The organism is Oscillibacter sp. (assembly GCF_031978065.1).
Taxonomy (GTDB): Bacteria; Bacillota; Clostridia; order Oscillospirales; family Oscillospiraceae; genus Oscillibacter.
In genome coordinates this window covers 12,810-34,223 of the sequence record NZ_DALZCH010000012.1, presented here as the reverse complement: position 1 = coordinate 34,223, position 21,414 = coordinate 12,810, and the positions used below count along the sequence as shown (strand labels likewise).

The 21,414-nt window shown below is 57.8% G+C and carries 18 protein-coding genes; 15 read left to right on the top strand and 3 right to left on the bottom strand.

Features of this window, described 5'->3' with window-relative positions; translation table 11 throughout:
* Positions 1-11 precede the first annotated feature (11 nt).
* From RTK01_RS03375 to RTK01_RS03360, 4 genes are all read left to right on the top strand, one after another.
* Positions 12-2,270, top strand: a complete 2,259-nt coding sequence (locus RTK01_RS03375) for an S-layer homology domain-containing protein (RefSeq protein ID WP_312279622.1) — start codon at positions 12-14, stop codon at positions 2,268-2,270.
* 357 nt (positions 2,271-2,627) lie between these two features.
* On the top strand, positions 2,628-4,259 hold the full coding sequence (locus tag RTK01_RS03370) for a GH25 family lysozyme (protein WP_312279621.1): 1,632 nt from the start codon (positions 2,628-2,630) through the stop codon (positions 4,257-4,259).
* Positions 4,260-4,545: 286 nt separating this feature from the next.
* Positions 4,546-4,953 (top strand): Mini-ribonuclease 3, encoded by a 408-nt coding sequence (locus RTK01_RS03365; RefSeq protein WP_294854552.1) that lies wholly within the window; start codon positions 4,546-4,548, stop codon positions 4,951-4,953.
* A gap of 1 nt (position 4,954) precedes the next feature.
* On the top strand, positions 4,955-6,697 hold the full coding sequence (locus RTK01_RS03360) for an NFACT RNA binding domain-containing protein (RefSeq protein ID WP_312279620.1): 1,743 nt from the start codon (positions 4,955-4,957) through the stop codon (positions 6,695-6,697).
* A gap of 74 nt (positions 6,698-6,771) precedes the next feature.
* Here RTK01_RS03360 and RTK01_RS03355 read toward each other — a convergent pair whose 3' ends face one another.
* Positions 6,772-9,327, bottom strand: coding sequence for a UvrD-helicase domain-containing protein (locus RTK01_RS03355; RefSeq protein WP_312279619.1), 2,556 nt, complete (start codon positions 9,325-9,327; stop codon positions 6,772-6,774).
* Positions 9,328-9,517: 190 nt separating this feature from the next.
* Between RTK01_RS03355 and RTK01_RS03350 the strand changes: the two genes are divergently transcribed.
* Complete coding sequence (locus RTK01_RS03350; protein WP_312279618.1) at positions 9,518-10,105, top strand: CDP-alcohol phosphatidyltransferase family protein; 588 nt, start codon at positions 9,518-9,520, stop codon at positions 10,103-10,105.
* Positions 10,098-10,976: an MBL fold metallo-hydrolase gene (locus RTK01_RS03345; RefSeq protein WP_312279617.1), complete on the top strand. Its 879-nt coding sequence runs from the start codon at positions 10,098-10,100 to the stop codon at positions 10,974-10,976. The genes RTK01_RS03350 and RTK01_RS03345 overlap by 8 nt, the downstream gene beginning before the upstream one ends.
* A 120-nt stretch (positions 10,977-11,096) precedes the next feature.
* Here RTK01_RS03345 and RTK01_RS03340 read toward each other — a convergent pair whose 3' ends face one another.
* Positions 11,097-11,735, bottom strand: a complete 639-nt coding sequence (locus tag RTK01_RS03340) for an HAD family phosphatase (protein ID WP_312279616.1) — start codon at positions 11,733-11,735, stop codon at positions 11,097-11,099.
* A gap of 217 nt (positions 11,736-11,952) precedes the next feature.
* Here RTK01_RS03340 and RTK01_RS03335 point away from each other — a divergent pair, with 217 nt between their 5' ends.
* From RTK01_RS03335 to RTK01_RS03305, 7 genes are all read left to right on the top strand, one after another.
* Positions 11,953-12,936 (top strand): DMT family transporter, encoded by a 984-nt coding sequence (locus tag RTK01_RS03335; RefSeq protein WP_312279615.1) that lies wholly within the window; start codon positions 11,953-11,955, stop codon positions 12,934-12,936.
* A 176-nt stretch (positions 12,937-13,112) separates the two neighbouring features.
* Positions 13,113-13,847 carry an SdpI family protein gene (locus tag RTK01_RS03330; protein WP_312279614.1) on the top strand — a complete coding sequence of 245 codons (735 nt, stop codon included), beginning with the start codon at positions 13,113-13,115 and terminating at the stop codon, positions 13,845-13,847.
* Positions 13,848-14,011: 164 nt separating this feature from the next.
* Positions 14,012-14,704 (top strand): FadR/GntR family transcriptional regulator, encoded by a 693-nt coding sequence (locus RTK01_RS03325; protein WP_294854536.1) that lies wholly within the window; start codon positions 14,012-14,014, stop codon positions 14,702-14,704.
* A 186-nt stretch (positions 14,705-14,890) separates the two neighbouring features.
* Entirely contained in the window at positions 14,891-15,898 is a 1,008-nt protein-coding gene (locus RTK01_RS03320; RefSeq protein WP_312279613.1) for a lipoate--protein ligase, read from the top strand.
* 15 nt (positions 15,899-15,913) lie between these two features.
* Positions 15,914-16,912, top strand: coding sequence for a thiamine pyrophosphate-dependent dehydrogenase E1 component subunit alpha (locus RTK01_RS03315; protein ID WP_312279612.1), 999 nt, complete (start codon positions 15,914-15,916; stop codon positions 16,910-16,912).
* The gene (locus tag RTK01_RS03310) at positions 16,909-17,883 is read left to right on the top strand and encodes an alpha-ketoacid dehydrogenase subunit beta (protein WP_312279611.1); all 975 of its coding nucleotides are present in this window, start codon (positions 16,909-16,911) and stop codon (positions 17,881-17,883) included. The genes RTK01_RS03315 and RTK01_RS03310 overlap by 4 nt, the downstream gene beginning before the upstream one ends.
* A gap of 10 nt (positions 17,884-17,893) precedes the next feature.
* Complete coding sequence (locus tag RTK01_RS03305) at positions 17,894-18,400, top strand: E3 binding domain-containing protein (protein WP_312279610.1); 507 nt, start codon at positions 17,894-17,896, stop codon at positions 18,398-18,400.
* Positions 18,401-18,434: 34 nt separating this feature from the next.
* On the opposite strand, the gene RTK01_RS03300 is transcribed toward RTK01_RS03305, so the two are convergent.
* Positions 18,435-19,148 (bottom strand): hypothetical protein, encoded by a 714-nt coding sequence (locus tag RTK01_RS03300; protein WP_312279609.1) that lies wholly within the window; start codon positions 19,146-19,148, stop codon positions 18,435-18,437.
* 382 nt (positions 19,149-19,530) lie between these two features.
* Here RTK01_RS03300 and RTK01_RS03295 point away from each other — a divergent pair, with 382 nt between their 5' ends.
* On the top strand, positions 19,531-20,049 hold the full coding sequence (locus RTK01_RS03295; protein ID WP_312279608.1) for a TRAP transporter small permease: 519 nt from the start codon (positions 19,531-19,533) through the stop codon (positions 20,047-20,049).
* Positions 20,049-21,359, top strand: a complete 1,311-nt coding sequence (locus RTK01_RS03290) for a TRAP transporter large permease (RefSeq protein WP_312279607.1) — start codon at positions 20,049-20,051, stop codon at positions 21,357-21,359. The genes RTK01_RS03295 and RTK01_RS03290 overlap by 1 nt, the downstream gene beginning before the upstream one ends.
* The last annotated feature ends 55 nt before the right edge of the window (positions 21,360-21,414 follow it).

The following is a 21,414-nucleotide window of genomic DNA, read 5'->3' as shown; positions in this document are numbered from 1 at the left end:
AGAAGCAGAGAATGAAGAGACGAATCTTATCCCTATTGCTTGCCGTGTGCATGACTGCGTCACTGTTGACGCTGCCTGCCGCCGCATCCACGACGGTGAGCTTCAGCGATATCAGTGACCACACCACCGCCGTGGCGGCAGAATGCCTGCGGCTGCTGGGTGCCATGGACGGATACGGCGGCGGAACCTTCAGCCCGGAGGGGCAGGTCACCCGTGCCCAGTTCTGTAAAATGGCAACCTTCGTCATCAAGGACGGAGAGAGCCAGCTCAGCCGCTACCGCACTGTCACGGTGTTTCCGGATGTGAAGCCCTCTCATTGGGCCGCGCCTTACATCAATCTGGCGTCCGACGCAGGTCGGGGCGCCACTGGTGAGGACAAAACGGACAATTCCATTATCAAGGGCTTTATGGACGGAAAGTTCCACCCTGAGCGGGTGGTCACCGTGGGCCAGGCCGTCACCATTCTGATGCGGCTGCTGGGTTATACCGATGCCGACATGGGCGGCATCTGGCCGGACGGCTACATGGCTGCAGCGTCCACCGTGGGGCTTACCGACGGGGTGAGCATCGCCGCTTCTGTGCCCCTTACCCGTGCGACGGCGGCACGGCTCTTTGTGAATCTTCTGCGCAGTGACGCGAAAGGTGGAGGGTCCTACGGCGCTTCCATCGCCGCCAGCTCCGTGGAGGGAATGCTTACCACCTCCAGCGCCACCGCGCCTGACGGCAGCGACACCGCCATGCGGCTGGGCAACTCCACCTCCTACTCCATCGCGGGGGGCAAGGTTTCCACCGGAGCGATGAACGGCATGAAGGGAATTCTTCTTCTGAACAAAGCAGGGAAGGTCATGACCTTTGTTCCGGAGATTGCCGGTTCCAGCCGCACCGTGGTTTTTGCCTCTGGCACCGCCGTAAAGCTTACAACCGCCTCCGGCGAGAGCTTTACAATCAAGGGCGATACGGCTATGGTAGTGAACGGAGAGCAGAAGACTTGGGAAACCGGTTACACAATGCTGCACTCCGGTACGTCCGTGACGCTGTATATCGGCGGCAGCGGCGGCGTGGAGTATATCTTCGTGGGCGTCAGCGCCACGTCCTCCGCCGCAGTGGTGGTTTATGAAAAGGGGTCCACGGCGGGCTTCAGCGGCCTTGCCAATGGCAGCACCCGCTATTCCATCTATAAAAACGGGTCCTCCGCCACAGCCGGTGATATGCGCCCCTATGACGTGGCGATTTACAACCCTGCGGAGAACTCTATCCGGGTGTGTGACACCCGCATTACGGGTGTGTATGAAAACGCCTCGCCCAATCTCACAAACCCCAGTAAGATTACGCTGATGGGGACAGAGTTTTCCGTTCTGCCCACTGCGGCGGACACTATGTCCAAGCTGAAGCTGGGTCAGGCCATTACACTGCTGCTCACCGAGGATAATCAGGTGGCGGGCGCGGTGGCGGCGGGGACCTCCGGGGCCATGGGCAACGCCATGGGTATTGTGAAGGAGATCAGCAGCACCTCTGCCACCATCAATCTCCTATGTGGACTGACCGTCACAGGGAAAGTATCCCTGAAGGAAAGTGAAGTGAGCCGTCTGAAGGGCCAGGTGGCCGCGGTTAGCTCTATCAACAAGGGAGAAATCGGACTGACATATCTATCCGGTGGTACTACCGGTGATCTGGACGTGTCCGCAAAGAAGCTGGGCAGTGCGCTGCTGACGGAAAATGTGACTATTTATCAGTCCACATTGGATGGCGTGAAGGCTATCAGCCTGAGCCAGCTTTCGAGCTCTCGTATTCCGTCCTCTGGTGTGCTGTATGCCCGAACGAACTGGGCTGGGCGCGTGGACTTGCTGGTGCTCTCCAACGTCACGGGTAGCGACTATGTGTATGGAATTGCGCAGTATGGAGAAGAGTTGGATAGTGACGGCAACGTCGTGAGGACGTACATCGAGATCGTTGGACCCAATGGTACTCACGTCTCCAACATCTCCGGGGGCGTTACGAGCGGAACCTTCGTGGGCGTGGAGCTTGAGAAAGACGGCTCTGTGAGCGAGATCGTGAATTTGACCAAATTTGAGAATATTGCCAACAGCGCATGGAGCAGTCTTACCTCCGTCAATCTGGGCGGACGGAGCTACACCGTGCCCTCTGATGCCCTGTATTACAACAGGACCACCAGAGAGTGGATTACGCAAGACGTGGCCCGTGCCTTTGCCAATTCCTCCACGGTCTATACGGACAATTCCGGCTATGTCCGGGTGGTGGAAGTCCGATAACCGACCCAAAAGCCTGTAAGAGGGGGTCCGCCCGCGGGCGGACCCCCTTCTTTATATTGTCAAATCTCAATAAGAAATTTGACGGTGCTGGAAAAGTTTACATAAAATTTTGGATTGACCAAAGCAAACAGTCTTTGTTATAATAGCCGGGGGACAGGCAATATCTGGATGTCCCATGGGAATACGGCTCCGCCCATTTTGGGCCAATCCGGGCGAAGAGAACGGCTTTGCCGTCCGCGCCGTGTCCTCTTCCCATCAGATAAAAGCAAAAACGGCTTTGAGCCGGTACGCACCGGTCCAAAGCTTCTTTTTTAAAATTAGATTCGACAGATTTCGACGAGTGTGAAGGGAGAGCCTATGGCGAAATTTCGTGTTTACCGCGCCGCCGCCGCGTTGGCGCTGTCCGCCGCCCTGCTGACGCAGCCCATGGCTGCCGCCGGGTTTCCGGATGCAGCCGGACACTGGGCGCAGAGCGCCATTGAAAAGTGGAGCGAGCGGTACGGTGTGCTCAATGGATATGAGGACGGCTCGTTTCACCCGGACGACCCCATTACCCGGGGCGCGTTCGCGGGGATTTTGAACCGCTTTTTACAGTATCAGGCATGTTCTCCCACAGGGGCCTTCAACGATACCAAAGGGGCCTATTGGGAGGACGCGATTCTGCGGCTCCACGCGGCGGGGGTGTATCTGGGAACCGACGGCGCGGCGCGCCTCACTGCCAATATTACCCGCCAGCAGGCAGTCACCATGGTGGGCCGGGCCTTTCAGTTGACCGAGTCCCAAACGGCGCTGCCCTATGTGGACGCGGGAGACATTGAAATCTACGCCACAGGCTATCTCAGCGCCATGGCGGAGCGGGGTTATATTACCGACGTGGGGACAGACAATCGCTTTCGCCCCACGGAGCCGATCACCCGGGCGGAACTGGTGAATCTGCTGAACAATATGATTGACACCCTCATTCAAAAAAGCGGAGATTATTCCGCCGACTCTGCGGGGACGCTGATGGTAAACGCCGCCGACGGCGCCACGCTGCAAAATATGAGCATTAAAGGCGACCTGATCATCGCCCCCGGCGTGACCGGCGGTGTGGTGCTACAGGACGTGACGTTGAGCGGGACTGTCAGAAACCTAGGCAGCGCAACCGTGGACCAGGTTTCCACCACGCCCGTGGAGGTCCCCGATACCACTGTCCCGGCCGAAAATGTTCCGTCTCTAAACTGGAGCTACACCACTGACCGGAATGGTAAAAAAATCCCAAATTTCTCTGGCGTGCCGGTAAATCCTTTTGGGCAGGGCAGCTTTTATTGGAACAACGTGGGGCGGCTGGTGTACAGCGGAACGGACTTCATCACCCGCTTCGGCATCGACGTCTCCGCCTATCAAAACCGCGCGATTTCCGGCAACAACATTGACTGGAACGCCGCCAGAAACGACGGTGTAGAGTTTGCCTTTGTCCGGATTGGCTTCCGGGGTACCGGCTCCGGCACGCTGAACAAGGATGCGTTTTACGAGCGGAATGTCGATGGGGCCATGGCGGCGGGCATCGATACCGGCGTTTACTTCTTCTCTCAGGCCATCACGGTGGCGGAGGCCGTGGAGGAGGCCAACTATATCATCAGCCTTCTGGGCGGACGGAGCCTGACCGGCCCGGTGGCCTATGACTGGGAGATGCACGACAGTACTTACCGGGTGTACGGAACCAGCGCGGCGATGGCAACGGCCTGCGCCAAGGCATTCAGCGAAACCATCGAGGCGGCGGGCTATCGGGCCATGGTCTACACCAGCAGCTATGTAGCCTACAACAAATTCGACCTATCTGTGCTGTCCGGCTACCCCGTCTGGTATCCGGAGTATAAATCGAATGAATCCACGGCGCTGTATCCCCAACTCTATTATCGGCCCGACTACTGGCAGTTTACCAGCAAGGGCTGTGTGGCGGGTCTTGCGGGCAACGTGGACTGCAATTTGCAGTTTATTTCCAATTGATTGCTTGAAGTAAAAATGAGAAGCGCAGGAGCGGCTGAAGGCTGCTCCTGCGCTTTTCTTTACGCGAAAAAAACGCCAAAACCGAAGCGCTTGCCCCAGCCGGTTTTTTCAGGGGCTTTTTGCGGAGAAGAAAGCAGATCTCGCAGGCCATGCCCTTCCGCCCAAGGGACAGGCGCTGCGCTGCTTGGCGTGGGACTTGAATTTTTTCTCTATCTGTGATAGCATCATTCAGAAAACAGACGGGGATTTGCACAATTGCAAGTCTTTTTTACGTTAAGGAGAGCAGATGGAAAATCATTTTGAAATTCGTATGACCACGGGGCGGCTCCAGACCGTCAGCAGTATCGGCCTTGCCCATGTGGGGGACGCGGTGTTCGAGCTGCTGGTCCGCTCCTGGCTCTGCGCCGGGGGAAAGGCCACCGCCAAAGGAATGCACCGTGCCACCGTGGCCATTGTCCGGGCGGAGTCTCAGGCGGCGCGGGCGGAGAAAATTTTGCCTGTTCTGACGGAGGAGGAGGCAGGAGTGTTCCGCCGGGGACGCAATGCCAATGTTCACACTGTCCCCAGCCATGCCAGCCGCGCCCAATACGCGGAGGCCACGGCGCTGGAGGCGCTGCTGGGCTGGCTGTACCTGTCCGGACAAAAGGACCGGGTCAGCGAGCTGTTCGGCCTGATGATGGAAGGGGAGAGCTGATATGGCGCTGGACGCGGTCTGTCTGCGGGCAGTGACGGAGGAGCTGCGAGGGCAGCTTTTGGGCGTGCGGGTGGATAAGGTGCAGCAGCCTGCAAAGGATCAGGTGGTTTTACTTTTGCGGGGCGGTCTGCGGCTGCTGCTTACAGCCGGGAACAATTCCCGTATTCAGCTTACCGGTCGACTTCGGGATAACCCGGCGGAGCCGCCCATGTTCTGCATGCTCCTGCGCAAGCACTTGGTAGGGGCGCGGATTGCCGCCCTGACACAGCCGGGACTGGAGCGGCTGGTGGAGCTGGAGATGAGTGTGACCGACGATTTCGGTCAGCCGGGAAAACGGACGTTGGTTCTGGAAGCCATGGGCCGCAATTCCAACCTGATTTTGCTGGATGGGGAGCGGCGGATTGTAGAGTGCCTGCGCCGGGTGGACGCGGAGATGTCCGCCCAGCGGCCTGTGCTGCCGGGACTTTTTTACCAGTATCCGCCCGTCGTGGAAAAAACCAGCCTGCTGGAAGCGGAGGAGGACGACTTTTTTTCCCGTCTGGCGGCCGCCAGCCCGGAGCGGCGGTTGGATGAGTTTTTGATGGACGGTTATTTTGGCGTTTCTCCGCTGCTTACACGGGAGCTGGCTTTTCGCACGGCGGGGGAGACGGACAGCCGCCTTTTTTCTCTGGATGCTTCCGGAAAGCGTCGTTTTTGGGAGGAAGTCTCCTTATTTCAAATGAATGTCAATGGAAACCAGTTTACACCAACTTCTGTTTGGCGGGACGGAAAACCTATGGAATTTTCCTGTTTTCCCATTGAGCAATACGGCCCAATGGCGGAGACTCGCTTCTATCCCACCTTTTCCGACCTGTTGGATGATTTTTACGAGTCACGGGAGAGGCAGGAGCGGATTCGCCAGCGGGGGGCCGATTTGGTTCGGGCTGCCACCAACGCCCGGGACAGGCTGCGCCGAAAGCTGGCCATGCAGGAAAAGGACTATGCGGCAACGCAGGACCGAGACGCGCTGCGCCTCAGCGGCGAACTGATCACCGCCAATCTCTACCGCATGGAAAAGGGACAGCGAAAGCTGACATGCGAAAACTATTACGATGAGGGCCGGGAAATCGAGATTTTGCTGGACCCGCTGCTGATGCCGCAGGAAAATGCGGCAAAATATTTCAAGCGATATGCCAAGGCAAAAACCGCCGAAAAATATCTGAAAGAGCAAATGGAAATCGCGCGGCATGACGCGGCATATCTGGAGAGCGTTTTGGAGGAAATCGCGGAAGCGGAGACGGAGCAGGATTTCAACGACATTCGGGCCGAGATGAAGGACGCGGGCTTTCTGCGCCAGAAGGGGAAGGAAAAGCGGGGCCTTCAGCGTCCCGCAAAGCCCCGGGAATTCCGCACCACGGCGGGACTGCGGGTGCTGGTTGGCCGGAACAACCGGCAGAATGACAGACTGACCCACGACGCGGACCGGCGGGATCTCTGGCTTCACACTCAGAAAATCCACGGCTCCCACGTCATTCTCCGCACGGACGGCGCGGAGCCGGACCGGGAGAGCATTGTGGAGGCGGCAAAGCTTGCCGCGTGGTACTCTCAGGCACGGGAGAGCGGCAATGTGCCGGTGGATTTTACGCAGGTAAAAAACGTAAAAAAGCCCGCCGGGGCAAGGCCCGGCATGGTGATTTACACCACCTGCGAGACGGTGCACGTCACGCCGGAGGAAGAGACAGTGAAGCGGCTGAGCGTGAAATAAAAAGGAAAGGGACCCTCCGCGCATCGCGCGGAGGGTCCCTTTGTTGTGCGGGAAATCAAATCAGATTCACCGAATTAAAGCTTTTTCATATGCGCACCGGCGGATTTCAGCATTAGCTTTTTCACGCCCTTTTCCTCGAATTCCACTTCCACCAGCGCGTCGCCGCCCATGGGCCGCACGGACAGCACCGCGCCTCTGCCAAAGGCGGTGTGCTCCACTGTGTCGCCCTGCGCCACCGCCATCAAAGGCTCTGACGGGGCTGTTGCTCTTTTCGACGCAGGCGGGGTCGGTGTGCCGCCGTCACGATAGGTGCGAATGCCCCCGCTTTTGGGGGAGGTATTGCCGAAGCTGTCGGACCGCCCAGAATACCCTCCGGGGCGTGCGGAGCCGCCGCCAAAGCCGCCGGATCGCCCGTCCGCGCGCCCGGAATATCCGCCGCCAAAGCTGTCGCCAAAACCGGTAGGGGAGTCGCCCAAATTGTCCCAGCTCCCGCCGCTTTCCGAAGAAGCGGCACGGACCTCCGGCTTTCCGAACCACTCGTAGGTTTCCTCCGGCAGCTCGTCCAAGAACCGGGAAGCGCGGTTGGCGCTGGTGCGGCCATACAGCATCCGCTGGCGGGCGTTGGTCAGGGTCAGCCGTTCCTTGGCCCGGGTCATGGCCACATAGCACAGCCGCCGCTCCTCCTCCAGCTCGTCCTGCTCGAACAGGGCGTTCATCCCGGGGAAGATGCCGTCCTCCATGCCTACCACGTAGACGCTGGGGAACTCCAGACCCTTTGCGGCGTGAATGGTCATAAGGGTCACGCAGTCGTCGCTGCCGTCCATGGAGTCCAAGTCCGTGTACAGCGCGATTTCATTCAAGAAGCCCGACAGAGTGGGGTCCTCGGGACTTCCATCCAGAAAAGCCGCAATGCTGGATTTCAGCTCCTGCACGTTTTCCAGTCTGCCCCGGCTTTCCATGTCGTTTTTTTCCTCAAGCACCCGGACGTAGCCGGTCTGGTCGCACACCGCGTCGTAAAATTCCGGCAGGGCAAGGCTGCTGCCCAGCTTTCGCAGCCCGTCCACCAAATCCGCGAACTTCAAAAGCTTCGGGGCGGGGGCTTTCAGCTCGGGAAACAAGTCCGCATTGCGCATTACTTCGTAAAGGGAAATACCTTGCTGGGCTGCGACGGACGAGGCTTTATCTATACTGGTGTTGCCGATGCCCCGCACGGGGACGTTGACAATGCGCCGCAGGCGTAGGTCGTCCAGCGGATTGTTCAGCACGCAGAGGTAGGCCAGCATGTCCTTCACTTCTGCCCGATCGTAGAACTTGGTGCCGCCCACCACCTTATAGGGCATTCCGTTGCGCCGAAGGGCGTATTCCAGCGCGTTGGACTGGGCGTTCATGCGATAGAGCACCGCGCACTCGGAAAATTTCCGGCCCCGGTTTACCTGCATCATAATGTCGCCCACCACGAAATTCGCTTCGTCCGCTTCGCTGTAACTGGTGCGGATCACCACCTTGTCGCCGCTGCCGTTGTCTGTCCAGAGTGTTTTGCCCTTGCGGCCAGAGTTGTTTTTGATGACCGCGTTGGCCGCGTCCAGGATGTTCTGCGTGGAGCGGTAATTTTGCTCCAGCCGGATGGTGCGGGCGTTTTTGTACTGCTGCTCAAAATTCAGGATGTTCTCGATGTTCGCGCCCCGAAATCGATAGATGGACTGGTCGTCGTCACCCACCACGCAGAGATTTTTTCGCCCGCCCGCAAGCAGGGAAGTGAGAAGATACTGCAAATGGTTGGTGTCCTGATACTCGTCCACCAGTACGTAGCGGAATTTCCGCTGGTAATACTCCCGCACCTCTTTGTCTTTTTGCAGCAAGGTCACGGTGTGGAAGATAATATCATCAAAATCCAGCGCGTTGGCGGAGCGGAGCTTCTCCACATAACGGGCGTAGACCTTGGCAATGCGGGTCATTTTCCAGTCGCCAGAGTTCTGATACTGCTCTGCAAATTCCTTGGGGGTTTCGAAGCGGTCCCGGGATTTGCTGATAATGCCCAGCAAATCTCTGGGGGGAAAGGCCTTTTCGTCATAGCCCAGCTCTTTGAGAATGTCCTTGAGGACCCGCTTGGAATCGTCAGTGTCGTAGATAGTGAAGTCCTTCTGAAAGCCGATGCGCTCAATATCCCTTCGCAGAATGCGCACGCAGGCAGAGTGGAAGGTGGAGGCCCAGATGTCGTTTGCCTCTGGCCCCAGCCGGTCCGCCAGCCGGGTTTTCAGCTCACCCGCCGCCTTGTTTGTGAAGGTGATGGCGATGATCTCCCAGGGCCGGGGCGGGTCCACTGCGCAAAGACGTATTGCCCGCCGCTGTTCCTCCGGCTCCGGGTCGTCGGAAAAGTGCTCCAAAAACAGAAGGTCCTCCTCCGTCGCGTCCTCGGGAACCTCGTCACAGTCGCCGCCCCGGCCATAGGTCAGCAGGTTATACACCCGCTGGATGAGCACGGTGGTCTTGCCGGACCCGGCTCCCGCCAGCAGCAGAAGTGGCCCCTCGGTGGTCATGGCGGCCTGCCGCTGCATGGGATTCAGCCGCCGAAGGTCCCGGGAAATAAAGGCTTTCCGGGCGGCAATAAAACGCTTGTTGAAGTCAGTCATATGTTCACCAGTTTTCTATAATCTCAACATCTATTTTAGGACAAAATAGGGCCGGGGTCAACTGTGGGTTTCATATTTCGCGCTTGCCCGGTGCAGGCTGTGCATTGGACCGAAGGCATAAAATCCCGTTTTTGTTGACGCTGCTTGCCGGGAGTGTTATCCTGATGGAAAAGGAGCGGGAGGGGAATCTGTGGACAATTTTCGCGCGAGTTCATTGATGAAGAGTTCCGCAAACGTTCTGACGGCGGGTCGAATCCTGCTGTCTTTTCCTCTGGCTTGGGCCGCGCCCCTGTCTCCGGCATTTTATGTTCTCTATACGCTGGCGGGCGTCACGGACATGCTGGACGGCCCGGTGGCCCGCAGAACCGGCACCGTGAGCCGGGAAGGGGCCATGCTGGACAGTATTGCGGATGCCGTGTTTCTGGCGGCGGCGCTCATCGCGCTTTTTCCGGTTTTGAGGGAGCGCTGCCCGAATTGGGGACTTTGGCCGGTTGTGGTGGCGGCTGCGCTGCGGTGCGGGGCCTATGTCGTTGGTTTTTATAAGTACCGCCGCTTTGCCGCGTATCACACGCGGCTGAACAAGCTCGCCGGGGCGGCGCTGTTCTGCGCGCCCTATCTGTTGCCGTTTTGGCAGAATACGGAGGAACTTTGGGCGGTGCTGTGCGCTGTGGCATGCGTTTCCGCCGGGGAGGAATTGTTGATTCAACTGCTGAGCAGGCGGTATCATCCGGATACACAAAGTGTATTTGATTCAAGGAGGAGGGATTTCCATGTATGAATTGATTCAGGCCGCCCCGCGCACGTACTATATCCAAAGCCCTGCCAAAATGGGAATCTGGAAGCCCGACGGCGGCGACGCGGTGCTGATTGACAGCGGCGGAGACAAGGACGCGGGCCGCAAAATCCAAAAAATTCTGGAAGCGCAGGGTTGGACGCTGGGGTGCATCCTCAATACCCACGCAAACGCCGATCACAACGGCGGCAACAATCTGCTGCAAGCCCGGCTGGGCGTTCCCTCCTATGCGCCGGGGATTGACGCGGCCATCACCACGTATCCGATTCTGGAGCCGTCGTTTTTATATGGCGGATATCCCTGCAAGGAACTCCGCAACAAATTTTTGCTGGCCCAGCCCAGCGACTTCCGGCCCCTGACGGCAGAAACTCTGCCGAAAGGGCTGACCAGGCTGCCGCGGCCCGGCCATGTTGTTGACATGGGCGGCTGGCAGACGGAGGACGGTGGGTGGTTTCTGGCAGACTGTCTTTTTGGCGCAAACATTCTGGAAAAGTACCATGTTAATTTCATCTACGATGTGGCGGGCTATCTTCAAACCTTGGATTTGCTGGGGACGCTGGAAGGCAGTCTCTTTATCCCCGCTCACGCCGAGCCTGCGGAGGATATCCGCCCTCTGGCGGAGTTGAACCGGGCCAAGGTGCTGGAAATCTGCGGGCTGATTTTGCAGCTGTGCGGGGAACCGAGTTGCTTTGAGGAGGTTTTGCAGAAAATTTTCCAGCACTATCAGTTGACCATGGATTTCAATCAATACGTGCTGGTGGGGAGCACCGTCCGCTCTTACCTTTCTTATCTCCACGACAAAGGGGAGTTGGCGGCGGAGTTTTCCGCGTGCAGGCTTCTTTGGCATAGAGCATGAACCTTTTACAGCAATATGCCCCGCGCACAGACCAACCAGCAGCGCTTGGACACTGAAACGGGCGGCACGGAAATTCCCGTGTCGCCCGCGTGTCCATTTGTGTGGGGAAGAGCCGACCGCTTATTTTTTCAGCGGCCAGAGTAACTCTTCAAAGCTTTTGATATACACGTCGCAAAAACCCCGCATCTCCGCTTCGTCCTTTGCGAAATAGCCGTCGTAAACGCCGACCACCCGCATTTTCGCGGCGCGGGCGCCTTTACAGGCGGCGATGCTGTCGTCAAACACGGTGCATTCCTGCGGCTCTACGCCGCAGGCTTCGGCGGCATGGAGCCAGACGTCGGGGTCTTTCTTTTCAAGGCCCAAATCGTGGGCCAGCACAATGCGCTCGAAATACTTATCCAGTTCCAAGTGCCCCAGCGCCGTGCGGCAATGGGTGGGCACGCTGCTGGTGACCACCGCCATCCGTCGTCCCTCCCCCTTGCATTGGCGCAGATATGCCCGAACGCCGGGCTTGACAGACACGCGCTCATAGAGACTTCCGGCAAGCTCCATCCACTCTTTGATGATTTCTTCGGGGGACTCGGGGAGATGGCAGTGGGCCTTGGTGAAGATTGCCGCCTTGGGCATGATGGTGTGGGCCACGCCTTCGTAAAACGCGTGGGTATAGGGCAGACCGCGCCGGGCCAGAAATTCCCGGTCCACATCCTTCCAGATGCTGTTGGAATCGATCAGCGTGCCGTCCATATCAAATAAAAACATATGCGATCCTTTCTTTCCGGTCAAAGTTGCAGGGCTTTCCGGCAGCTTCCGGGCGGGCTTTGCCGCTTCGTCCGGAGAATATTTCGGGGAAGACTTGCCATTTTTTCTTCCTGATGGTAAAATAATTGGGTTTTACGGTTCTTTTGGGCGGAGAGACTCCGCCCTTCTTAGCATAATACGGGTATTTTATCATTTTTATAGGATGGGAGCAAGAGCCATGCAAAAAACCAGATTCATTCGCCAAAACGTTTTTCCGATTCTGGCGGCCTTCATATGGGGAACGGCTTTTGTCGCCCAAAGCGTCAGCACGGAGTTTGTGCAGCCCTTCACCTTCAACGCCGCAAGGTTTTTCATTGCCTTTGTGTTTACACTGGGACTGGCGGTCCTGTTCCGCGCACGGCGAAAGCGGGACTTTGGCGAACAGGCAAAGCCCCAGCCCCATTACCGCCGGGAGCTTTTGGTCAGCGGCCTTTGCTGCGGTGCGGCGCTGACACTGGGGAACAATCTTCAGCAGCGAGGACTTGAAACCACCACCTCCGGCAAGGCGGGCTTTATCACGGCGCTGTATATCGTGATTGTTCCCATTCTGGGAATTTTTCTGAAAAAGAAAGTGGGCAAGGGGATTTGGGCCAGCGTGGCGCTGGCTGTGGTGGGGCTTTATTTCCTGTGCATCCGGGAGGGCTTCGCCATCTCCGAGGGGGACTTTTTCATGTTCCTTTGCTCCCTCTGCTTCTCCGCCCACATTCTCATGATAGACCATTTTACCGAAAAGGTGGATGGGGTGGAACTGTCCTGCGCGCAATTTTTGGTGGCGGCTGTTTTTTCTGCCGTGGGCATGCTGGCTGCGGAGCAGCCCTCATGGGAAGCGCTGCAAGCGTGCGTATGGCCCATTTTGTATGTGGGCATCTTTTCCAGCGGCGTGGCCTATACACTGCAAATTCTGGCCCAGCGGGACTCCAACCCCACGGTGGTGTCGCTGCTGCTGAGCCTTGAGGCCGTTTTTGCCGTTCTGGCGGGGGCGCTGCTGCTGGGCGACCGCATGAGCGGACGGGAGTATTTCGGCTGTGGATTGATGCTGACGGCGGTGGTGCTGGCGCAGATTCCGTGGGGGGCGAAAAAGACCTTACCCGCCGGGGAGCCGGAAAAGGCCACTGCGTTACCGACGGAGGAAAATGGGCAAACGCGTATTCAGGAGGATTGAAGGTTACAGCGGAATTCCGAAGAGAAAAGCTGAGTGCGGCCATGCATAACCTCATCTCGGGAAAGGAAGAAAAACCGCACGCAGGCAGCGGCTTGCTTTACAAGCCGTTGGAGGTGTGATATGATGCCCCCGTCGCAGATTGCGCCCGGAGGGCCTGAAGGAGGATTGTTTTTATCATGAGCAGTCAAAAGCCCAAAAAGAACAGGCAGTCCGCCATGGAGCGAGAGGCGGAGATTGCCGCCGCGAAGCTTCTCGGCAAGCAGATTTCAAAGGAGAAGGCGGCGGCTCTGCTGGCGGTGACGCTGATTGCCTGCGCCTTGCCCATGATTTTGGGCGCCCGCCTGTGGAACAGCATCCCGGAACTTGTGCCCAGCGGACTGATCGGAAGCGGTGGTAAGGATGATTCCATTCCCCGTTGGGTGGTGGCTTTCGGTCTGCCGGGCTTTATGTGCCTGATGGACCTGCTTGGTCACGGACAGCTTATGGCAAATCAAAAGCGCATGACGCTCCCGAAGCCCTATGTACGCATGGTGGGCAGGTGGGGGTTTCCTTTGATTTCCGTCCTGTTTTGCAGCGGCATGATTTTGCAGTCCTCCGGTGGGGACCTGACGCTGCCGTTTGTGACCCCTTGCTTGCTGGGTCTGCTGTTGATGATTCTGGGCGGCCACATGTGGGACTGTCCCAGAGACGCGCGGATTGCCTTGCGGTTTTCCGCCACGGAGCACAGCGACGATGCATGGCGGGCGGTTCATCTGTTTGCCGCCCGCGTCTGGATGGCCGCGGGACTGCTGGTCATCGCCGGGGTGATGGTCACCTCTACCTCCACTGTGCTTACCGCTGCGCTGATTGCGGCGGCGCTGCTGGCCCCCGCGATTTATGCGTCGCGGCGCGGGGACGCAGATCAATTGTAAAAAGATTTCCGAAAAGCGCCGTCCGCGGGTACGGCGCTTTTCGGAGTTCTATGACTGATTTTTGACGGTTATTCCAAAAAAGAGCGATTATTTTCTATGCGTAGTTCATTGACGGCAAAAAAAGACGATGGTAGCATGGTATTACCAAACAAGGAGGCACAGCAATGCAGTTGGAAAAGATTCAATACGTACCGCCCAAAATTCCGGAGCTTGTGATGAAAGCGCTCCTCGCCGCGATTGACAGCGGCCATATTCGCGTGGGGGAGGAACTGCCCTCAGAGCGTGATCTGGCGGAGACGCTGGGTGTTGGGCGAGGCTCCCTACGGGAGTGCTTTGCCATTTTGGAGTTTTTGGGCGCCATTGAGAACCGGGGAAACCGGAAGGTTGTGGTGCGGGATGCGGACTATATTCAAAAGGCGATGTCCTTTGTCCGTCTGTCCAACCAGACGGATATCCGGCAGGATTTTAACGAGTTCCGCCGTATTAACGAGGTGGCGATTGTGGAGTTGGCCTGTCAGCGGGCAACGGAAGAGGATATGGCCACCATTCGTGAGGCAGTCCGCAATCTGGACGCCGAGCCTGATAATTATATGAACGACGTGGCGTTTCACGACGCGTTGGCTGAGGCCAGCCACAATGTCATGCTGGCTGCCACCATCCATCTTGTGGGCAGCCTGCTTGCAGATGTGCGGCGGCGGTTTTTTGGCCTGCCCGATTATCAGCAGCGCACGCAGGATTCTCACCACGCCATTTATGAGGCGGTGAAGGCCCGGGATCCGGAGTTGGCGAAGCGGGAAATGACGCTACACCTCGGAATTGTGGATGAGTTTTTGCAAAAGTACCCGGAGCGGGACTGATTCGTTTAAAATATTGTGCAATTGCACTAATAAAACAAGGGAAGATTTGGACGGCGTTTCCCCAGTCTGAACTTGACTATAAAGAAGCTGAATGGTATGGTGGTCTTATAACCTGAGTGGTAGGACCAACATACCGTTTTACCGTCATACAGAGATTGATAAGACCAAAATAATAAAAAGGGGCGTGTGTTGATCATTAACAGTCTGACAAAATACATGGAGACGGGGTCGCTGAATCCCTATTATAATCTGGCATTTGAGGAGACTGCGCTGGAGCGCAGACGGTCGGGAGATTATCTGCTTTTGTGGCAGAATGACAACACCATCGTGATCGGTCAGAACCAAAATGCCGAGGCGGAGATTAACCGCGCCTTTGTGGAGGAGCACGGCATCCATGTGGTTCGCCGTACCACCGGCGGCGGCGCGGTGTATCACGATCTGGGAAACCTGAATTATTCCTTCATCACCGACGCGGGGAATTCTGAAGAGCTGGCCATGGAGCGATTTACAAAGCCCGTAGTGGCGGCGCTGAAGGGCCTTGGCCTGAACGCGGAGGCATCCGGCCGGAACGACATTCTGGTGGAGGGGCGCAAGGTGTCCGGCACCGCCCAGCGGATGATGAAGGGACGCATTCTGCACCATGGGACGCTGCTGTTTGACGCGAATCCCGGCATGGTGGCTGGCGCGCTGAACGTGGACCCGGCGAAGTTTCAGTCCAAGGGGGCAAAATCGGTCAAGAGCCGCATCGGGAATATCCGGGAGTTTTTGGCAGAACCTATGGATATGGCGGATTTCTGGAAGTACCTCAAGACGGCTCTGGCAGGCGGCGGCCTCACGGCGGATTCCCTCACGGAAGAGGAGCTGGCTGCCGTGAAGGAGCTGAAACGGACAAAGTACGACACATGGGAGTGGAATTTCGGGCGCTCTCCCAGATACGATTTTACCGACAAGCGCCGGTTTGACGGCGGGACGCTGGAGCCACGGATCGCGGTGGAGAAGGGCCGGATCACGGAGATCGTGTTTTACGGCGACTTTCTCTCTGTCACTTCACTGGACGAGCTGACGGAAGCGTTGAAGGGCTGCGTCTTCCGGCGGGAGGACGCTGGTGCGGTACTGGACCGCTTCCCGCTGTCAGAGCTGTTCGGCGGGATTCACAAAGAGGAAATTCTGGATACAATGTTCCGCGCGGAATAAAAAGGGGGCGGTTCCTTGAAAACGAAGGAAACGGTTTGCGGAGCGAATTGGTATCGCGAGGCTTATCGGAGGATGGCACTGATTCGGGTGTTTGAAACGAAGGCCGCCGACTGCTTTACCCGCAGCGAGCTGGCGGGCAACATCCATCTGTATATGGGCCAGGAGGCCAGCGGCGTAGGCGCGTGCCTTGCCCTGCGGGAATCCGACTATATCACCTCCACCCACCGGGGACACGGGCACTGCCTTGCAAAGGGCGCCCGGGCGGACCTTGCCATGGCGGAGCTGTTCGGCAAAGAAACTGGCTACTGCCGGGGCCGGGGCGGGTCCATGCATATCGTGGACGTGAGCCTTGGAATTCTGGGGGCCAACGGCATTGTGGGCGCGGGCATCCCGCTGGCGGCGGGCAGCGCCCTTGCATCGAAAATCAAGGGCGACGGGGCGGTTACCATGGCGTTTTTCGGCGACGGAGCCTCCAATCAGGGGACCTTTCACGAGACGCTGAATATGGCCGCCGTGTGGAAGCTGCCCATGGTGTTTCTGCTTGAAAACAACCAATACGGCGTCTCTACGGAAATTCACCGCATTACCAATACCGAGCGTCTATCCGTCCGTGCAGCGGCCTACGGTATCCCCGGCGTCACCGTAGACGGTACGGACGTGGAGACGGTTTTCCATGCCGCCGCCGAAGCGGTGGAACGCGCCCGTTCCGGCGGCGGCCCCTCTCTTGTGGAGACGATGGTTTACCGATATCAGGGCCATTACTGCGGAGATCCCGCCGCATACCGGCCCAAGGAATATCTAACGGAAGGGAAGTCGAAGGATCCCCTTAACAATGCACGCATGCGGCTTTTGGCGCTGGGCGCTGGGGAGACAGAGCTTGCGGATATTGACCAAGGCGTTGCGGAAGAAATCGAAAGCGCCTATCAGTTTGCAAAAAGTTCTCCCGAACCGGACCCTGCGGCTGTGATCGACAACGTGTATTCTTCCGACAACGAAAGGAGCGTGCTGCGATGAAGCTCACTGTGAGCAAGGCCATCGGTCAGGCGCTTCATGAGGAGATGGCCCGGGATAAAAACGTGATTCTTCTGGGCGAGGACGTGGGCGTCATGGGCAACGTGTTTGCCATCACCGCGGGCTTTCGGGATGAGTTCGGCCCCGACCGGGTGATTGACACGCCCATCAGCGAGTCCGGCTTTACGGGCATCGCCGTGGGCGCGGCCATGCGCGGGCTGCGGCCCGTGGTGGAATGGATGTACAACGACTTTATTTCCGTGTGTCTCGACCCGGTGATGAATCAGGCGGCAAAGCTGCGCTATATGACCGGCGGGCAGGTGAAAATTCCTGTGGTGTTCCGGGCGCCTATGGGCGCGGGACGGCGCAACGCGGGGCAGCACTCCCAGTGTCTGGAGGCGCTGTTCACCCACATTCCCGGACTGAAGGTGGTCTGCCCCTCCACGGCGGCGGACGCCAAGGGCCTGCTGAAGGCCGCCATCCGGGACGACGACCCGGTGGTATTTCTGGAGCACAAGCTGCTTTACGCCAGAAAGGAAGAGATTCCCGACGGCGAGTACGTCATTCCTCTTGGAAAGGCTGATATCAAGCGCCCGGGGAAGGATATTACTATCCTCACATGGTCCCGGCAGGTGCTGTTTGCGCTGGCAGCCGCCGAAGCTTTGGCCATGGAGGGAATCGACGCGGAGGTCTTGGACCTTCGGACGCTGGTCCCGCTGGACTGGGAAGCGGTCCGCGCCTCCGTGTGCAAAACCCACAACGCGGTGGTTGTGGAGGAGGGCGTGAAGCGCGGCGGCGTGGGCGCGGAGTTGTCCGCGCAGATTACGGAGGAGCTGTTCGACGAGCTGGATTCCCCCGTGGGCCGCGTGGCGGGGATGAATGTCGTCTCTCCGTTTTCCCCCGTGCTGGAAGATGCGCAGTTTCCCCATCCCGAGGACATCGTGGCCGGCGTGAAAAAAACGCTGGGCCGCTGAGGGGGCACGTATGGCTGAGAAAACAAGACTCCGCGCGTCGCCCTATGCTTGCAAAGGTGCGCGGGAGATGGGCGTGGCGCTGGAAGCGCTTACGGGCACCGGCCCCGGCGGACGAATTGTCCGGCGGGATGTAGAGGCTGCGGCAATACCGGCAGTCAAAGCTCCGGCAAAGACTTTTACGGAAACGTCTGCCGGATGTTACGCCACGGCGGACGTGAGGGAGTTGTTGGCGGCGCTGAACACACTGGGCGGTGCGCTGACCTTCCCTGTGTTTGCGGGACGGGCGGCGATCCGATTGGGCGTGCCGCTTCGTCCGATGGAACGCGGCGTAGAGGGCGTGATGCCCACGCTGCGTCCCGGTGAGAGCGTCGTTTTGGCGGTGGGGGATGTGGCTGCGGATGAAACCGTGCGCATCCACCTGACCTATGACCCCGCAACGCTGATCGACGGGGCGGCGGCAGACCTCCTGCGCGCCATGAAGCGCTTTTTGGAGGAGCCGCTGACGATGTTGCTTTAGCGAAAAAGGAACGCGCAAAGCGCGTTCCCAAGACTTATGAAAAGCGTTCCTGTTGAAGCGGATTAAGAAACAGCCGCACATCCTCGGCCGGGACCTGCTCCGCAGCCCTCAGGGCAGCGCGGCGGTAGGCGTAAATATCGTCCTGCTCAAAGGGAAGGTGATATACCGCCAGATGACGGGGGCGGATGAACTGCTCAATGAACCGCCGCCCCTTGCTCAGTGTAATCCATGGAAAGTTGAGAAGCGCCAGATCCACCGGCCCGGTTTCCAGCAGGAATCCCCGCAGAGTGGGGCTGGCCACGGCGCAGTCTCCCGCAATTAAAATCCGAAAACCCTCATGCTCCAGAAGGCAGCCGTAATGTGCCACGGTGGCGTATTCCTTCCCCTCGTGGGGCAGGTGGACGAACTGGACGGATAGATCTGGAAGCACCAGCCTTTCACGGGGCTGAGAGAGCAGGAGCTGACGCTCAAACTGCCGCTCCGGCAAAATCACCTCCGCAAGGGGCCAGCGCTCCATCGCCTGACCCAGCAGACGGCGGGAAAAGTGATCCGGATGACAGTGGGTGCAAAAAATCAGGTTTGGCTGCTGAAAGTCCGGGTGTGCCATTACGGCGGATTGAAGCGCGGGGGAGAGGACGGAAAACCCGGAGACGGGCTCTTCGTGTAAAGCGTCCACCCAAAGGCGGACGTCCCCCAGACGCAGGGCAACCCCCGCGTTGGCGCTGAATGTGATCTGGCGCAACGGCATGGCGCAGGACTCCTTTGCAGAAAGCGTTGAATGGGTCTTTCCGATTTCACGGACAGGGCCGATCTTGAGTATAGCACGACGGCTGAAAAAAGCCAATAAAATTCCGTGCCTTTTCATAAACGGCGCGATATATGATAAATGTTCTTTTTACTTTGCGCGAGAGATGGAATACTGAACGGTACGGCAGCCTTTTTAAAAATTGCGTTTGTGTGTGTCTTTAATAGATTTGTCCACATTTGCAGAAACTAAAATTTTCTGTGGAGCGGAACCCCGACGGAAGAGAACTTTTACGCCGGCGCCTGAGCACATGATTGATGCTTTGAAGGCAGCGGGAGAAGTTTCGGAAGGAAGGACCGCGGTATTAACAGGAGGGATTAATTGAATGAATGTCTACAAAAAGATCATGGATGTCGTCGCCACGATTGAGAAGCTGATTCTCTGCGTGGGTCTGGCGTTCATCACGGCAATCACCTTTGCGAACGTGGTGGTCCGGAAAATGACGGACAGCCAGTTTGCCTGGACCGAGGAAATGGTCATCAACCTGTTTGTTCTTCTGGTCATGCTGGGCTGTGCGCTCTGCGCCAGAGAGGGGAGCTTGATCAGCCTCTCCCTGATTTTTGATTCGCTGAAAAACCGAGGCAAAAAAATCTTCGTCTCCATTATTACAGTGGCAAATATCGCGTTCTATCTGGTGCTGATGAAGACCGGCTTTGATAAGGTGGCGGTGCAGTTGGCCAACGGAAAGCGTACCTTCTCTCTGGGCTGGCCCGAGTGGGTATTCACGATTTTCCTGCCCATCGGCTGCGTGTTTTTGATTCTGCACACCGTAGAGTTCTTTGTCGACGTGATGAACAATAACGCGGACTGTGTAAAAACCGGGGATGAAGGAGGAAACGTCTGATGATCAACCTGATTTTGTTCGGCACCTTCTTCATTATGCTGTTTTTGAACATACCCATCAGCGTGGGATTGGGCCTTTCTTCCATTCTTGCAATGGTTTATGCCGGAGATAAGCTCTCCGTGGTTCCCACCAACGTTTACAACGGCATGGCAAAGTTTCTGCTTTTGGCGATTCCGTTTTTCGTGCTCTCCGGCAACATCATGGCAAAGGCCGGAATTTCCACCCGTCTGGTAGAGTTTATTGACGACTGCATCGGGCATCGGCGGGGCGGCATTGCCATCGTGTGCGTCGTAGTGGCTTGCTTCTTCGGCGCGATTTCGGGCTCCGGGCCCGCCACCGTGGCGGCACTGGGCATCATTCTGATTCCCGCCATGATTAACCGCGGCGGATTCTCCGCACCCTTCTCCTCGTCTTTGATGGCTGCGGCCTCCTCCATCGCCATTGTCATTCCGCCCTCCATCTCCTTCGTGGTGTACGCCTCTATCACCGGCGTGTCCGTTGGCGACATGTTCATGGGCGGGATTCTTCCCGGCATCCTGATGGGCATTGCGCTGGTGGTCATCATCATGATCGAGGTCCGCGTGAAGGGCTTGGAGGCATCCCGTGAAAAGGCCTCCTGGGGCGCCCGCTGGAAATCCTTCCGCTCCGCGTTCTGGGGCTTTTTGATGCCCGTGATTATTCTGGGCGGCATTTACGGCGGCATTTTCACGCCCACCGAGGCTGCCGCCGTCTCCGTGGTGTACGGTCTGATTGTCGGCGTGTTCATTTACCGCGAGGTGAAATGGCGCGACCTGTATGACCTGCTGGTGGATTCTGGAAAGACCACGGGCAGCATTATGCTAATTATCGGTGGCGCCACGCTGTTCTCCTATATCTGCACGGTCCACGGCATCGCAGGCGCGGCCCAGACGCTGCTTCTGGATATCTCCGGCAGCAAGTACGTGTTCCTGCTGATTGTCAACGTGATTTTCCTGATCGCAGGCTGCTTCGTGGACGCAAACTCCGCCATGTATATCTTCATCCCCATCATGTATCCTGTGGCAGTGAAGCTGGGCATCAACCCGGTTCACTTCGGCGTGCTGTCCACCGTGAACATGGCCATTGGTCAGGTGACTCCGCCTGTGGGCGTGAATCTCTTCGTGGCCATTGGCGTCAGCGACAAGCTGAAAAACATCAAGGACAAGACCAGAGTGACCATTGTGTCCATGTCCAAGGCCGTGTGGCCCATGATTGTCGCCTGCGTGATTGCGCTGCTGATAGTCACCTATGTGCCTTTCTTCTCCACCGCGTTTTTGGGCGCAACGACCTGATTGAAGGAATCTGCCATCACAAGAGTGATTTCAGATACGCAACTTGACCTGCCAT

Bases quoted from the DNA above. Each gene is read 5' to 3' on its own strand.
- RTK01_RS03335 (WP_312279615.1), top strand. From the start codon at position 11,953: ATGCAAAAAACCAGATTCATTCGCCAAAACGTTTTTCCGATTCTGGCG.
- RTK01_RS03295 (WP_312279608.1), top strand. From the start codon at position 19,531: ATGAATGTCTACAAAAAGATCATGGATGTCGTCGCCACGATTGAGAAG.
- RTK01_RS03325 (WP_294854536.1), top strand. From the start codon at position 14,012: ATGCAGTTGGAAAAGATTCAATACGTACCGCCCAAAATTCCGGAGCTT.
- RTK01_RS03310 (WP_312279611.1), top strand. From the start codon at position 16,909: ATGAAGCTCACTGTGAGCAAGGCCATCGGTCAGGCGCTTCATGAGGAG.
- RTK01_RS03365 (WP_294854552.1), top strand. From the start codon at position 4,546: ATGGAAAATCATTTTGAAATTCGTATGACCACGGGGCGGCTCCAGACC.
- RTK01_RS03345 (WP_312279617.1), top strand. From the start codon at position 10,098: ATGTATGAATTGATTCAGGCCGCCCCGCGCACGTACTATATCCAAAGC.
- RTK01_RS03305 (WP_312279610.1), top strand. From the start codon at position 17,894: ATGGCTGAGAAAACAAGACTCCGCGCGTCGCCCTATGCTTGCAAAGGT.
- RTK01_RS03330 (WP_312279614.1), top strand. From the start codon at position 13,113: ATGAGCAGTCAAAAGCCCAAAAAGAACAGGCAGTCCGCCATGGAGCGA.
- RTK01_RS03300 (WP_312279609.1), bottom strand. From the start codon at position 19,148: ATGCCGTTGCGCCAGATCACATTCAGCGCCAACGCGGGGGTTGCCCTG.
- RTK01_RS03290 (WP_312279607.1), top strand. From the start codon at position 20,049: ATGATCAACCTGATTTTGTTCGGCACCTTCTTCATTATGCTGTTTTTG.
- RTK01_RS03360 (WP_312279620.1), top strand. From the start codon at position 4,955: ATGGCGCTGGACGCGGTCTGTCTGCGGGCAGTGACGGAGGAGCTGCGA.
- RTK01_RS03370 (WP_312279621.1), top strand. From the start codon at position 2,628: ATGGCGAAATTTCGTGTTTACCGCGCCGCCGCCGCGTTGGCGCTGTCC.
- RTK01_RS03340 (WP_312279616.1), bottom strand. From the start codon at position 11,735: ATGTTTTTATTTGATATGGACGGCACGCTGATCGATTCCAACAGCATC.
- RTK01_RS03375 (WP_312279622.1), top strand. From the start codon at position 12: ATGAAGAGACGAATCTTATCCCTATTGCTTGCCGTGTGCATGACTGCG.
- RTK01_RS03355 (WP_312279619.1), bottom strand. From the start codon at position 9,327: ATGACTGACTTCAACAAGCGTTTTATTGCCGCCCGGAAAGCCTTTATT.